Raw genomic sequence first — 14,172 nt, forward strand, 5'->3', positions numbered from 1 at the left:
GGCAAATGTGGATTTACAAGCACTCTTAACATTATAGCCACTGTAAATCCAATTAGCTGGGTGCATCACCACAAGTTTGCAGAAAATAGGTCAAAAATCAAAGGAGTTACAGCGATGAAGAAAACCTATATTGCACCAAAGCTAATTGCACACGGCAGTGTCGAAACAATCACCAACTTTTCTGGCAACCGGACACGCACGGATTTCGTATTCTTCAATGGTGATAACAATGCTGGTCTTTCTGGTCCAGTTAATCTGAATGGTAGTCTGGGTTCCATTGACCATTTTGATACTCCATGTCCCGAGAATCCAAGTAGATGCAAATAGTGCTCAAACTAGATCCATCAGAATTGGATAAAACGTCACTGGCTTAAGAGCCTAAAAGTAATTGTTCGATGGTCTTGGATTTAACCACCAACCACTCACCAGTACTTTCAGGCAGCTTAAGAGAGTAACAGCAGGCTACATCATTCATTATAGATAAGCACATGTAGTCTGATCCAGTTTTCAATCTTGGCAGGTCGTAGCTTAGGGAGTTTGGTATACATCACTCACGATGAAAATACTGCTAAATCCAGGTTTCCGGCAGACCTTGGTTGTAGATACTGCTGATCTAGCAACCACTAAGCTGCGCCGTAAGTCCAACAAGGGGCTCTACACTCAAAAACTACTAAGTCAACTTTATCACTCAAAACAAGGAGACAAAACATGAAAAGTACGTATAGTACCCCTGTACTCAGTGTTTATGGCGATGTGACCGAAATTACCCAAATTCTTGGTAGTTCTGGACAAACAGATTTCCTGTTTTTCACTGGTAGTGGTCAGTCTGTATCTGGTGGCAATGATAAAGGTTCCCTGGATATCATCTGTGATGGTACAGGCTGGAGGAATTTAGGTAATTGCCGAACTGCTCCTACCAAGAAATAGTTTGGATAATCACATTCATAAAGTCTTGGTGATTATACCTTCATTAATTTGCCAAAAAAAAATGATAATGTTGGTTAACTCATAGAAGGCTAATATCCTTCTTGATTAAATGTTTACCAACAGCATCATCAATTTCCTGGCAATTTCTTGGTTCAACATTGTAGGTTGTTTGAGGTTGTAAAATCCAAAAAACGTTCATTGATTTTGAATGCTACTTCACTCAACCTACAATTATTTTTTATCTTAGCGGAACATATGGAGTATGAGTTCGCTGTGAGGTTCGTCCCCACCGCCCCTAATTCCTACTCAGGGGCTGAGTTCCACAATCCCGATCCCTATTTCCAGACAGGATATGAAGTGTTATAAAGCCTATAATTTGTGCATTGCTTGCGAATTACCACTTCCAGAGTTGATGGAAAGTGAATCTGAACCAGATGTAATTGTGCGGTTTGGCGATGTTAATGACGCGATCGCCACACAACATGATGGTGGCACAAATATTGTGGGAGGAATACCAGAAGTAGGTAAATTTTTTATCCAAAATGGACGGGAAATTGTGATCAATCCTCTACCAGATGTGGATGAGGCTGTTCTGCGGACTGTACTTTTAGGTCCTGTATTATGCGCTCTGCTGCGACAAAGAGGACTGTTAGTTTTACATGCTAGTTGTGTTGACATCAATCATCAAGGAGTAGCATTTTTAGGTGGTTCCGGTTGGGGAAAATCTACCCTAGCAACTGCTTTTCATAATCAAGGCTACGCTGTTTTAACAGATGATGTTATGGCTATCCAAATTCAAGCGGGGCGACCTTTAGTCTTGCCTGCTTATCCTCAGTTTAAAGTTTTTCCAGAAGCTTTGAGTTGCTTAGGATATGATACTAAAAATTTATCACCAGTTTATCAAAGTACAACAAAGCTAGCTTATAAATTTACTCGTGGTTTCCAGCAAATTCCCCTACCACTACAACGTGTCTATGTCTTGGATAAAGGAAGTGAACATTTGATCGCAAAAATGCAACCCCAAGAAGCATTTGTCGCATTGGTGCGCCATACTCGTGCTATGGGTGTATTAACAAAAAAAGAATTTGTTGCTAATCATTTACGTCTTTGTAGCGAGTTAATTAAAAGTGTAAAGTTTAGCCGTTTCACTCGTAAACCTTCCTTGGAAGATTTACCGAATTTAGTGAAGTTAGTTGAGGATGATATTAGCAATACTCTGGAAAATTCCTCTGATTATTTATTAGCTACCAAATCTTGAATTCACAGGGTCTTGATATTTTGAAGCGCAAATTTCGTAGTGCCAATACTATCATAAATCATCTAATTCAAACTCTCAGTCTGGTCTGGGCTGCCTCTGGCTACTGGACTTTAGCGAGTATGGTAATGTTATTAGTGCAGGGAATACTGCCAGCAATTTCCCTTACTTTCACTCGTCAGGTCGTTGATAATTTAGTGGTAGTTGCTGGAAATGGTCTCTCTGTGGCAAATGTGCAAAAGATTTTGATTCCAGTGGCATTGATGGCGGGTATCATGCTGTTGGGAGAGTTTTTCAATAGTTCTGGCGAATGGATTCGCACTGCTCAATCAGAATTAGTAAATGACCATATCACAGCTTTAATTCATAACCAGTCAGTAGCAGTAGATTATGGTTTTTATGAATATTCAGAATATAATGACAAACTGAATCGCGCCCGAGAAGGAGCAAGTGGGCGATCGCTAGCATTATTAGAAAGCATTGGTAGTTTGTTGCAAAACAGTGTCACATTGTTGGCAATGGCAACAATCTTAATTCCTTACGGTCTTTGGCTACCCACAATTTTAATTATCAGTGCTTTTCCGGCGTTCTATATATTAATGTATCTTAGCAAAATTCAATATCAATGGTCACAGCGGACAACAACTGACCGTCGCTGGCTGATGTATTATGACTATCTGCTGACAAACAGTTCTACCGCCGCAGAAGTACGATTATTTGACTTTGCTAATCATTTTCAGTCTGCTTATCAGATTCTGCGTCGGCGACTTGTCAAAGAACAATTCCATTTATTAAAACTGCAAACTTTAGGTCGCTTTATTGCTGCCATAATTGCACTGATAATTACTGGTGGGGCTCTAGCTTGGATGGGGCGGCAAGTATTATTAGGTATTTTAACATTAGGAGATTTAGCTCTATTTTTCCAGGTATTTAATCAGGGACAAGGAATTGTTAAAGAGTTATTAAGTAATATTGGAAAAATTTATCGTAATAGCTTATTTATTGGTAATTTATTTGAGTTTTTACAAATCCAGCCCACAATTGTAGATCCAGAAAATCCAGTTGCTGTACCTACAAAACCTCAAAAAGAAATTCGATTTCGGCAGGTTACTTTCCGCTATCCTGGTGCTACAGAAGCTGTATTAGAGAATTTTAACTTGACAATTCCAGCTGGTAAAATTGTAGCGATCGTCGGTGACAATGGCGCAGGCAAAAGTACATTAATTAAGCTTTTGTGCCGTTTTTACGATCCAGATTCGGGAAGGATTGAATTAGATGGTATAGACTTACGTAACTTTGCCGTCAAAGAATTCCGTAGATTAATTACTGTTTTGTTCCAATCTCCCATTCCCTACTACACCACAGCAGGTGAAAATATTGCTTTGGGAGATATCACAGCACTATCAAATCAGGTAGAGATTGAATCGGCAGCTAAAGCATCGGGTATTCACGAAAAGATTATGCGCTTACCTTTGGGTTACAACACAATGCTGGGTAAGTTGTTCCCTGATGGAACCGATTTAAGTGGCGGTCAATGGCAACGCTTGGCACTAGCACGAGCATTTTTTAGACGCGCTCAAATCATTATTTTAGATGAACCAACAAGTGCTATGGATCCCTGGGCTGAATACGACTGGTTGGAACGTTTCCGCACCTTAGCAGAAGGTCGTACTGCTGTTGTGATTACTCATCGTTTCACTCTTGCGATGCAAGCAGACATAATTCACGTCATGCGTGCTGGTCGGATTGTAGAGTCAGGGAATCATGACGAACTATTGGCTTTGGGTGGACTTTATGCTCAATCTTGGAAAGCACAAATGGAGTCCAGTTCGAGTCAGAAAGTGAAAAATGGGATTGCTTAACAAACTGAAAATCATTGAATAAGGCAGACAAATGCAAACTCTACCAAAGTTAAATGCCAATATTTTAAATATCTATGTTCGCCCTGAAATACAGCTACTTCTTTATTGTGCTTCTACAAAAAGAGACGCTGCTAAAACCGAACAAATAAAAAGTTTGATTCAACTACCAAATTTAGACTGGCAAGATGTAATTAGTCAGGCATATAAACATGGTTTAGTACCGCTTTTATACACTAACCTGAATACTATCTGTAAAGATGATATCCCCAAAGAAGCTATCAATCAAATTCGTCATCTTTCTTATGCCAATAGCCAACGCAACTTAGTTTTGTGTGCAGAATTATTTAAGATTCTGCATCTATTACAAGAAAAAGATATTAAAGGGGTTCCTTATAAAGGGCCAATTTTGGCTAGCACTGTATATGGCAATATAGCACTGCGCCCTAGTGGTGATTTAGATATTATAGTGCAACAGCAGCATGTTCTAGAGTTCAAGAAAATATTAATTTCTCTGGGATATCAACCATTAGTAGAATTAACTCAACGAGAAGAAATTGCCTTTCTTGAAGCGAAAAGCGAACATAGCTATAACTTTTTTCATGATGAAAAGAAAATTCTGGTAGAGATTCACTGGAGAGTTAGCCCAGAATATACATCTCCAATCGAAACCAAACACTTTTGGAGTAAGCTAAAACCCTTCCCTTTTGCTGGCATTACAATACATAACCTACCGTTGGAGGATTGGTTGCCAATTTTATGTGTTCATGGTTCCAGACATCGTTGGGAAAGATTAATTTGGCTTTGTGATATTGCAGAACTACTGCGGACTAATCCAGAAGTTAATTGGGATTATCTTATTCAAGTAACTACTGAATTAGACTGCAAGCGTATGTTCTTTCTCGGTCTTTTTTTGGCTCATCATTTATTGGATGTCACCCTACCAGTAAAAGTGTTACGGCAAATCAAAGCAGATACAGAGGTAGTTGCTTTATCTTCAGACATTTGTCAAAGTCTATTTACGAAAGATAATCATAACCCTAAATTTTTGGGCAGAACAATCTTTCATATGAGAGTCAGAGAACGCTGGCAAAATAAATTTTTGTATTTTCAATCGTTTCTACGCTGGTTAATGATTGTCAGAAAATAATAGTTGCACTTGTGATTGTTAGTTCAATTCTAGCTGGGGATTGCTATTGTAAATTAACTGTAGTTGTCGATCGCGCGATCGCTTGGTTAATTGTACCTCTTGCCACCGCAAACCCAGAATTGCAGCTACAGAGATGACATATCCTGGTTCTTCCATCTGGGTAAAAATAAAGCCAAACACGGCTACACTCATCAAAATCACTCTGCAAGCATCATCAACGCAAAATCGCCGCCAAGCGACAAACATTACATAAATGAAAGCCGCTAAACCAAACAATCCCCAATCTCCCCAAATACCAGCCCAACCAAAAAATGGCGACCACAAACGACTTCTAGGACCAATCCAAGTAGACCAAACCGCATCCCATGCTTCCTGACTCGCAGGAAATTTTGTCACACCTAAAGGCTCTAATAAGCTGGCATAATCCCTTAAAATCCATCCCCCTAATCTACCAACAGTGTGTCCGGGTCCTAAACCAAAAAGTAAATTTAAGGGCGATTGATAGTGAGATGTCACAATCGAAAATATTGAGAATTTTAAATCTAAACCATCCTGCATTTGGTCTTCTCGGGAAAACGCAAGTAATGAAGGAGCTACCGTCTGAGATGCCAAATGAATTCCACCTAAAAATAAAATAGCTAACACCAAGTACTTCAAGAATAAAGTAATACTTTTATTTGTTAGTTTTAGTTTAGTTAACATCACTAATATCAAGGCGACTAAAAACACTAATAAGTGTGATTTTGCATCTGCAATAAAAAGATGTATAATTGCGAATACAGCTACAGCTATACGTATCCAGAGGGGAGATTTTTTAGAACTGGTGAAATAATAAATAGCAAAAATAATCGAAACTCCAGAAGAAACATCACAACCCGCACCTTGTCCAAGAAAAACTCCGGTGATGAAATCTCCTGCTGCTGGTTGACCTTCTCCCCAACGTAAAATAAACTTCTGTACAAACGCAAAAAATATATTAATAAAAGCAAATGATAAAAACCAAAAACGCAGACGCCTAAGACTTTTTTCTGTTGGTGTGATGCTAATCATGGCAAGTAAAAAGATGAACCACTCAGCACGCAACATATAGTCTAAAAAGACATTGACTACACCTGCTTTGTTGAGCAAAGCGCTAAAAATAACGATTGCAAGTAAGCTCAGCAAAGCTGTTAACAATTCGAGTGCCATCTGCACTCGAATTTTGGATCGAATTTGTAAAAATGTGAAAATTCCTGCTAAAGGAATGAAGACAAAGTGAGCAAAATTTACTACTGAAGGAAAACCAACTGCATCTAGAACTCGCGGTAGAAACGCACTAGCAAAGGCAAGCAACAAAATTACAGAATTTTTAACCATATCATGTTCATTTGAACACTTATATTATCCATTAGAGTTGGTCATAAGTAATTAATATTAGATGAAGTACACATCTATCTGTGTACCCTGCGTGAAGCCGCCCGTAAGGGCGTCTACATCTGTGTTCATCTGTGTTCGTTTTTTCCCTTAAAAACTTAAAGATTACGAACTAAATCATAAATCTCCATAAGTTTATGATAATTTTGTCTGGCTGTATATTTTATTTCATATTCCCTTCTAACTTCTTGACGCATCCGATTCAGTTCTTGGGGATTTTCCCACAACCACGTAACTTTTTTCGCTAAATCTGCGGAATCAGCAGGTATAAATTTAAGTCCAGTACGCTTGTCCTCTACCAATTCTGCGATCGCACCGATATCAGAAGCCACCACCGGTGTTCCCTTGGCAAAAGCTTCGACAGCTACCCTACCAAAGGTTTCATACCAATTAGAGGGAAAGATTAAAAACTTTGCTTCTCCAAGCAACTCATAAACCTCCGACATAGATTTACGACCCAACCATTCGATGTGGGGCATATCTTGGGTATCTGCTGCCAACTTCCCTGCTAACGGTCCATCACCAATTATTTTTAAAGGTAGTCGCATCGGTAATTGCTTCCAAGCCGCCAGTAAGGTATTCAAACCCTTTTCCACAGATAACCTACCGACGTATAAAGCATAGCCACCCTTACCCTCTCCAGGTTTGGGATCGGGATGAACGAAGTTGGATTTTACGACGATTTTTTCTGCGGGTAACCCCCCTTGAATAAACTTCTGGCGGGCAAACTCAGTTAAAGCAATGTAGACATCAACCATTTTTGTCCAGGTGCGAAGCGTGCGGTGGACTGTTAGCATACTAGCAACTGCGACACTCGCTACCCGACTTTCGCGGTAACAACCATGTATCACTCCTGGTAAGGGCAAAAATTTACCCAGACAGTCTTCGCAAACTTGCCCATCGCGAAAAAACAAAGCATTAGGACACAACAAACGGTAGTTTCGCAGTGTCTGAACTACAGGCACACCCTGAGCTTTGGCAGCATAATAAACTGAGGGAGAAATTAAAGGGAAAAAATTTTGGACGTGAACGATATCCTGGGGTTGTTCTTTGAGTCGCCGTTGGATAATTTGGTATGCTTCTTGTGACCAAATTGTTCGTGATGCCACCTGTAACTGATTCATCTTGGCAATGCGATCATTGTGTTCTTCGTACACTGTCACTTCATGCCCCATTTCTCGCAGCAGGTTTTCTTCGGCTTGGCGAGATTCATCTTCGCCGCCGCGAATTTGATAACGGTTGTGTACGCTGAGAATCCGCATTTAAGCCCCCTGATGAACGATTTCCGTATAAAGTTTCCTCAAAAACTTGCCTTTCATTTCCCAACTGTAGAGTTGGTTTACTCTTTGCCTACCTGCCTTTCCCATGCGAACTCTTAAATCTGGTTCCACAGCCAAACGCTGCATGACTTTTGCCATGTCTACGGTAACTTGCTCCGGAGTATGGGCAGGAATTTTGAATCCGGTTTCTGCGGTGATTTGAGTTGCTGGTCCCCCTAGTTCCAAGCAAATTACTGGACGACTGGCTGCCATTGCTTCCAAACAAACTGTGGGGGAGAAATCATGCAAGCTGGGGTGTACCAAAACATCACACTCTCCCAATTTGCTTAAAGTCAAATCTCGTGGCAAGTTGCCAAAAAAATGGACGCGATCGCTAATTTGTAATTCTCGGCTCAGGTTTTCTAAACGCTTTCTTTCTGGCCCGTCACCCACAATCCAGAATTCTCCATTTGGTAAGTTGGCTTGGGCAAAAGCCCGCAAACCCAGGTGAAAGCCTTTCCAATGTAACAACCTGCCAATACTAATAAAGCGGATAGATGTTGCCGACGCCTCCACGGGTAACTGCCCCAACTGGGCAATTTCTTGTTGATTGATACCAGTTTGCCCGTATATTACCTCAATGCGCTTCGCACCTAAGGCACTGACACGGGCAGAAGTTTCGGGTGTGGCTACAATTGCTACTTGGCTGCGCTTGACTGTGAGATGAACAAATGGATCGCGCTCCCCTACCCAAGCAGCAATATTACGGAGAAATTCGTAAATTTTATTACTTGTACTAAAGTCTTGCCAGAAAGGCGTGGGTGCAGATTCACCACCGCCCACAGGTCCCCAAACAAAAGGTATAGGTAGCAAAGACAGAAAACTAGGAGCGGAATACCTACCGTAGGTGACATGGTGGACTAAATCAAAATTGATTTGGCGATGTAAATTTTGTGCTAAGAAGTAAACGCCGATCTGCCAAAGATAATGATGCAGGTGGACGCCTCGGTTCTTTCCTTTCCACCAACGCGCCCAAGCTGGTAGGTCGTAGTAAATGACTTCTAAACCGGGAATGGGATTTTGTGTCAGTTCCGCCTCAATGAATGGGCGATTTTCAGCACGAGTGATGACCCAGATTTTGTAGTGTTTGACCAACTCTCGCGCCATGTTCCAACCAACACCCGGTTCCGAACCCATATCCGGTCTGCAAGCATAGGCAGAGAGGAGAACTTTTAAGGGTTTTTGTTGATTTTCCATACCTAGACCATAGATTGTTGTAAGGAATAATCTCGCTGCACGCCAACCAAACTTTCATAAACTTCAGCCACTTGAGAGGCGGCTTTTTCCCAGGTAAACTCTTTCGCCCGAACTCGTCCCCGCTCAATTAGTTGTTGATGGTAGCTAGAATCTTGCTGAATCTGCTGTATGGCCTCAACCATAGCTGACACATCCAGAGGCTCGACTAAAATTCCTGCATCCCCCACTACTTCTGGTAAAGAAGTCACATTAGAGCTAATAACTGCCGTCTGACAAGCCATTGCTTCTAAAATGGTGATGCCGAAACCTTCATAAATGGAAGGTGCTAGCAGAATGTCTGCTGCGTTGTAAATTTGTCTGAGTGTATTTTTATCTGGCTTACCTAGATACTTGATACAGGAGGTAAGGTTGTGCTTCTGGATAAATGTTTTTTGTTCTTTGGTGAAATCTGCGCCTGTTTTCCAAAAATGAACGCCCATTCCTTGGGAATTTAAGTTTTGTAAAACTTGGAGTATTGTTATGACATTTTTCCGGGGATGGTTTGACCCTACATTCAGCAGGCAAATCGTATCTGGTGTCAATCCCTGCTGCTGGCGAAAAGCTAAAATTTCCTCTGCTGGTAAGGGATAAAAATCTGACTCTACGCCGTTGTGTACTACTTTTAGACGTGTTGCTGGTGTGTGCAACAACTGCATCGCATCTTTGGCTGTATGGTTCGAGACACAGATAATGCGATCGCTCTGTTTGAGTCCTTTGATGGCATACTTCCAAGCAGCCATGCTGACTACTGGTAACTTTGCTTGGTCTTGAATATTTTCTGGGTAAATAAAATTTATTAGGTCGTGGCAGGTAACAACTACGGGTCGATGAGTTTGACGCAGCCATTGGACAATATGGGCATCACTATGGTCAATAATATGAAAAACATCAGCTACCTGTTGCCTGACAGTGGCAGGATAGCGCCAGTAACGCTCGTAATACTTCCCAATTCCTTGAAGCCAGGAAGTTTTTTTATGACTGAGAGAATACGAGCGTGGAGTTAATTCGATAATTTCCCAGTCTGGACGAACTGCTTTGAGGCCACTAACCAAACCATCAGCATAGACATCCATACTAAAGGAGGCTTTGGGCAGCCTGCGGACAATTGCTACACGCATGTTTTTATGTGTTTGTATCAACGACTTGATGCCAAAGATTAACTAGTTTTTGAGCAATACTTTCGTGTGTATACTGTTGCTGCACTCTTTGCAGGCTGTATTCTCCTGCGGCTTTCCACCAATCTGGTTCGCGGATCATGCGTTCGAGAATAGCAGTTAGCGCTTCGCTATCTTCCTGGGGAAACACTAAATCTGGACGACCAATAACGTTCGGGATTTCTCCACAAGTAGACCCAACAACAGGGATACCCATTGCCATAGCCTCAATAAGTACATGGCCAAATTGTTCTTTCCAGGTGGGAATGCTACGAGAGGGTAACACCAAGACATCAAACTGACTCATGACTTGGGGTACTTGATCATGGCGGACTACACCATACCAAACCACCAAGTCTTCTACTTGTTGTCTGTGTGCTTCTTGGCGTAGTTCTGCTTCATGGACACCAGTTCCACACAAAATAATCTTCACGGAGTAACCGCGATCGCGCAGGTTTTTGGCAGCTTTTAAGATCAAATCAACACCTTTTTGATGTACCAAACGCCCTACAAAGCCGATGCGGAATTCCTGATGAGGATGTTTTTTTGGCTGGGGAGCAAAGAACTGGTTGTCTACTCCCATTTGGGGCATAACTTCAATTTGACCTTTGTAACCCCACCTCCGGATAATATCAGCCCCTTCTTGGTTCCCTGCAATAATTAACTTGGCGGAATTCAGCACAAATTTATACATCCAGCTGCGATACCAGGGGAGTTTGCGGTCAATGTTTTCCCAACAGAAGACAACTAGGGTTTTACCTGTTAATCTTGCCCAAACTGCCATTTCAAAGGCAGAAATCGCCAGTACTTCTTGTTCAACTTGTAGAATATCTGGTTTAAAATTCCGGAGGGCGCGCAAAGTTGCTAGTGGTGGATGAAAATATACTGTACTGCGCCCGTTAAAAAATACCTTAGTCGGGAACATGTGAATGTGGGGAAAAGGAGTCTCTAATTCCATGACCTTTCCCCAAGCGATCGCCCGCCATCTACTAGGGGTGAGTAAACCAACTTCTGCTTTCCCGGTAGATGCGATCGCATCTAGTTTCCCTTGGTTGACACCAACCATATAAGTATGGGTAATAAACAGAACCCGCAGTGGTGAAATTTTCTCAGTAATTACTTGACTCATATAAACTTCACACACTTAGCTTTGTACAAAAATAAATATCTTCAGTGTTGGAATCTTCACTCACCAAACGATATTTTTCTGTTAAGTCATCACCTAATTCGTGAATATAATCTTCTACTTTTACCTGGAATCCTGCTGCTTCTAGCCTATTTTTATAATCACGTCCGTAGAGTCGCAGATGGTCTTTTTGTCCGTAGAACTTTACTCTATCTTCTTCAGAAGTGATATTCGGATCTTCAAATGTTTCAGCAATGTTTTTATCTAAAGGAACTTGGAGAATTGCCCAACCATTTGGCTTGAGGACTCTGTATAATTCTTTTATGGCCTTGGCATCATCTGGTACATGCTCTAATACGTGATTGCAGAGAATCACATCAAAAGAAGCATCGGCAAAAGGTATATTAGTAATGTCCATATTCATCATTACCCGTGGTGCTGATAAATCAGCAGTTAGGTAATCAATATTGGGCAATTTCCGAATCAGTCTGTAAAGTTGGAATTCCGGTGCAAAATGTAGCACCTTCAATTTTTCCGACAACAAATTAGTGCGATTTTTCAGATATAACCATAACAAACGATGTCTTTCTAAAGAAAAGCATTTCGGACATTCAGCCTTTGGTCTATGATTAATTCCCGCAGGTAAAAATGTCCGAAAACTTCCTTCACAACAAGGACAAGTATATTCTTTCCCTGCATAAGTCACAGATTGTATAGCTGATATACAGCTTTTTGCTATTTGTGACAGGTAATATTTGGTTTGTAAGACTTCTCGATATGTCTTGGTATGACTCATCATTATTGTTAATAAAAAAAATACTGAATTTACTCTAATTTTTAGTATTCTCAGCCTATTTATTGATCATGCATTACCTACTAGAGAAACTGGCTGTGAGCTTTCTTGCAATTTGGGTGCATGGTCAGTTATTTTTTTTCCTTCAACAATGACAGCATTCACTGTCCGGCTATATTGTTCAATAATGGCGACATCCTCAATATCGCTTTCTAAACCTTGCTTACTTGCTACTTCAAAGCCAATTTCTGACATAACTTGTAATAGTGCATTAGTATCATACATGCACTTATGAGGAAAACGAATAAAAGGTGCTAATTTACGTTTGAGGAATCCATCTGCTGAATCTTCGTAGCTAACTTCAAGTGCATCAAGGAATTTATGTGCTGGTATTTCACCTTGCAGATAACTTTTGACTATGACGCTCAAGTCAGGAACCACTATGCGAATAATGCCATTCGGCTTCAAAACCCGATAGCATTCTGTTAAAAATTTTTGTCCTTCAGTGCGTGAGAAATGCTCCAGAGTATGGGAGCTATAAACTACATCCACAGAATTATCCGCCCACGGAAAACTTTTTCGCAGGTCATAAATAAAAATATTATCTGGCCAGTCGAGATTGATAATTTTGAGATATTTATTGATGGTAGAAAACACAGGTAGCTTAGCTAACCAAGAACCAAGGGCATAGTCTACATTTAACCAACCATCTGGAGTATGAGAACCGCAACCAAGATTGAGTTTGAGCATTTATACAAATTCCTATTTAATACACTATATTTTTAAGATTCAAAACTTTATACAATTAGCGTGCAACAAGTTTACCCATGTACAAAGCTCGCATTTAGCTTTTTTCTAAGCAGCCATTTCCCCAAGCGTTTAAGATGACCCTGTCCATATATTTGTTGAAATAAGAATGTAAAAAGCACATCTGGGAGATCATATTGCACTAGCCATCTATGAGGTTTGTACCAGCTAAATGTCGTATTAAATTCTGGGTGTGTGATCAGTCGCTGATGCGCTTTTGCGCGCGCTGCTTTCGATTCTTTTTTCAGACGAGAAAGCAAGTAGCACTCGTGGCAAAATATTATGTTCTGATGCTGATCTGTCAACTGATCTGCAATTTCTGAACCATAGAAATCTTGGAGAAATTTTTTCTGCTCTTCATGTACAAGCTTGGCACTAACCTGTCCCCGCTCTATTAAATCCGGGGTTATTGTTTTCGCACTTGTGGCATTTGCTCCATGCAAACGAAACTTACTTAAAATTTCTTCTATGGCTGCAATTTCTGTAATTAATGGGGCAAGACGATATATTAGGCTATCTGTGTTTCTCACCATTGCTGGATTTAAAGGAAATATTAGATTTGTGATTTCCCGTCGAAGACAGAGTGCAGAAGCAGGTGGTATATGCTTGACTAAGCCACCATTAGCTAAAGCATAGGGTGCCATCCATCCTGAAGCTAAACGTTCCAGCTTAGGAGCTAACTTCACATAGTTCCCCTGTCCATCGATTTCAACTACATTGTGAATGACAAAACCGGACTTTGGATTGCATTTAAATGCTTCGATAACCTTTTGCAATTTGTTATTTATCCAAAGATCATCGGCATCGAGTATGCAGACAATCTCTCCTTTACTTTGCTCATATGCTCTATTGAGAGCAATAGCAACACCTGCATTTTTCTTACGTATTAACTTGATCCTATTGTCTTTTTGAACATAGGTTTCAATAATTTCACAAGAGTTATCGGTAGAACCATCATCACAAACAATGATTTCAAAATGGGGATAAGTTTGACAAAGTACGCTTTCTATCGTTTCTCCGATGTATCTGGCATAGTTGTAGTTTGAAATTAAAACTGAGACTGTCGGGGTCTCTGGAAGTGGTGATAGTTGAACTGGTTTAAGTTTCTCAGTTTGAGATTGTTGCATATATTT

At 40.6% G+C, this 14,172-nt stretch carries 13 protein-coding genes; 5 read left to right on the plus strand and 8 right to left on the minus strand.

Annotated features, from left to right (window positions below):
* The first annotated feature begins 114 nt into the window (after positions 1–114).
* The 5 genes from UYK_RS0120700 to UYK_RS0120730 all read left to right on the plus strand — a co-directional run bounded on the left by UYK_RS0120700 (position 115) and on the right by UYK_RS0120730 (position 5,191).
* Positions 115–327 (plus strand): lasso peptide, encoded by a 213-nt coding sequence (locus UYK_RS0120700; protein ID WP_009456426.1) that lies wholly within the window; start codon positions 115–117, stop codon positions 325–327.
* A gap of 381 nt (positions 328–708) precedes the next feature.
* Positions 709–927: a lasso peptide gene (locus UYK_RS0120710; RefSeq protein ID WP_009456427.1), complete on the plus strand. Its 219-nt coding sequence runs from the start codon at positions 709–711 to the stop codon at positions 925–927.
* Between the two features lie 352 nt (positions 928–1,279).
* Positions 1,280–2,185 carry a phosphoenolpyruvate carboxykinase (ATP) gene (locus UYK_RS0120720; protein WP_009456428.1) on the plus strand — a complete coding sequence of 302 codons (906 nt, stop codon included), beginning with the start codon at positions 1,280–1,282 and terminating at the stop codon, positions 2,183–2,185.
* Positions 2,182–4,044: an ABC transporter ATP-binding protein gene (locus UYK_RS0120725; RefSeq protein ID WP_016872087.1), complete on the plus strand. Its 1,863-nt coding sequence runs from the start codon at positions 2,182–2,184 to the stop codon at positions 4,042–4,044. Before UYK_RS0120720 ends, UYK_RS0120725 begins: the two co-directional genes overlap by 4 nt.
* Positions 4,045–4,075: 31 nt before the next feature.
* A complete protein-coding gene (locus UYK_RS0120730) occupies positions 4,076–5,191 on the plus strand; it encodes a nucleotidyltransferase domain-containing protein (RefSeq protein ID WP_009456430.1) in 1,116 nt (371 codons plus the stop codon).
* Positions 5,192–5,209: 18 nt separating this feature from the next.
* Here the strand turns inward: UYK_RS0120730 and UYK_RS0120735 are convergent, their stop codons facing one another.
* The 8 genes from UYK_RS0120735 to UYK_RS0120770 all read right to left on the minus strand — a co-directional run bounded on the left by UYK_RS0120735 (position 5,210) and on the right by UYK_RS0120770 (position 14,166).
* Complete coding sequence (locus tag UYK_RS0120735; protein ID WP_016872088.1) at positions 5,210–6,547, minus strand: hypothetical protein; 1,338 nt, start codon at positions 6,545–6,547, stop codon at positions 5,210–5,212.
* Positions 6,548–6,702: 155 nt separating this feature from the next.
* On the minus strand, positions 6,703–7,866 hold the full coding sequence (locus UYK_RS0120740; RefSeq protein WP_009456432.1) for a glycosyltransferase: 1,164 nt from the start codon (positions 7,864–7,866) through the stop codon (positions 6,703–6,705).
* Positions 7,867–9,120 (minus strand): glycosyltransferase family 4 protein, encoded by a 1,254-nt coding sequence (locus UYK_RS0120745; RefSeq protein WP_009456433.1) that lies wholly within the window; start codon positions 9,118–9,120, stop codon positions 7,867–7,869. It lies immediately after the preceding gene.
* 2 nt (positions 9,121–9,122) lie between these two features.
* Positions 9,123–10,277, minus strand: coding sequence for a glycosyltransferase family 4 protein (locus UYK_RS0120750; protein ID WP_009456434.1), 1,155 nt, complete (start codon positions 10,275–10,277; stop codon positions 9,123–9,125).
* A 4-nt stretch (positions 10,278–10,281) separates the two neighbouring features.
* On the minus strand, positions 10,282–11,442 hold the full coding sequence (locus UYK_RS0120755) for a glycosyltransferase (protein ID WP_009456435.1): 1,161 nt from the start codon (positions 11,440–11,442) through the stop codon (positions 10,282–10,284).
* Between the two features lie 7 nt (positions 11,443–11,449).
* Positions 11,450–12,238 carry a class I SAM-dependent methyltransferase gene (locus UYK_RS0120760; protein WP_009456436.1) on the minus strand — a complete coding sequence of 263 codons (789 nt, stop codon included), beginning with the start codon at positions 12,236–12,238 and terminating at the stop codon, positions 11,450–11,452.
* Positions 12,239–12,301: 63 nt separating this feature from the next.
* The gene (locus UYK_RS0120765; protein ID WP_009456437.1) at positions 12,302–12,982 is read right to left on the minus strand and encodes a class I SAM-dependent methyltransferase; all 681 of its coding nucleotides are present in this window, start codon (positions 12,980–12,982) and stop codon (positions 12,302–12,304) included.
* Between the two features lie 71 nt (positions 12,983–13,053).
* A complete protein-coding gene (locus tag UYK_RS0120770; protein WP_009456438.1) occupies positions 13,054–14,166 on the minus strand; it encodes a glycosyltransferase family 2 protein in 1,113 nt (370 codons plus the stop codon).
* Positions 14,167–14,172 lie beyond the last annotated feature (6 nt).

Source organism: Fischerella thermalis PCC 7521, from assembly GCF_000317225.1.
In the GTDB taxonomy this organism is placed as follows: Bacteria; Cyanobacteriota; Cyanobacteriia; order Cyanobacteriales; family Nostocaceae; genus Fischerella; species Fischerella thermalis.

Coding starts and splice junctions, on each gene's coding strand:
- UYK_RS0120710 (WP_009456427.1), top strand. CDS start 709: ATGAAAAGTACGTATAGTACCCCTGTACTCAGTGTTTATGGCGATGTG.
- UYK_RS0120700 (WP_009456426.1), top strand. CDS start 115: ATGAAGAAAACCTATATTGCACCAAAGCTAATTGCACACGGCAGTGTC.
- UYK_RS0120760 (WP_009456436.1), bottom strand. CDS start 12,238: ATGATGAGTCATACCAAGACATATCGAGAAGTCTTACAAACCAAATAT.
- UYK_RS0120740 (WP_009456432.1), bottom strand. CDS start 7,866: ATGCGGATTCTCAGCGTACACAACCGTTATCAAATTCGCGGCGGCGAA.
- UYK_RS0120730 (WP_009456430.1), top strand. CDS start 4,076: ATGCAAACTCTACCAAAGTTAAATGCCAATATTTTAAATATCTATGTT.
- UYK_RS0120755 (WP_009456435.1), bottom strand. CDS start 11,442: ATGAGTCAAGTAATTACTGAGAAAATTTCACCACTGCGGGTTCTGTTT.
- UYK_RS0120770 (WP_009456438.1), bottom strand. CDS start 14,166: ATGCAACAATCTCAAACTGAGAAACTTAAACCAGTTCAACTATCACCA.
- UYK_RS0120735 (WP_016872088.1), bottom strand. CDS start 6,547: ATGGTTAAAAATTCTGTAATTTTGTTGCTTGCCTTTGCTAGTGCGTTT.
- UYK_RS0120745 (WP_009456433.1), bottom strand. CDS start 9,120: ATGGAAAATCAACAAAAACCCTTAAAAGTTCTCCTCTCTGCCTATGCT.
- UYK_RS0120750 (WP_009456434.1), bottom strand. CDS start 10,277: ATGCGTGTAGCAATTGTCCGCAGGCTGCCCAAAGCCTCCTTTAGTATG.
- UYK_RS0120765 (WP_009456437.1), bottom strand. CDS start 12,982: ATGCTCAAACTCAATCTTGGTTGCGGTTCTCATACTCCAGATGGTTGG.
- UYK_RS0120720 (WP_009456428.1), top strand. CDS start 1,280: ATGAAGTGTTATAAAGCCTATAATTTGTGCATTGCTTGCGAATTACCA.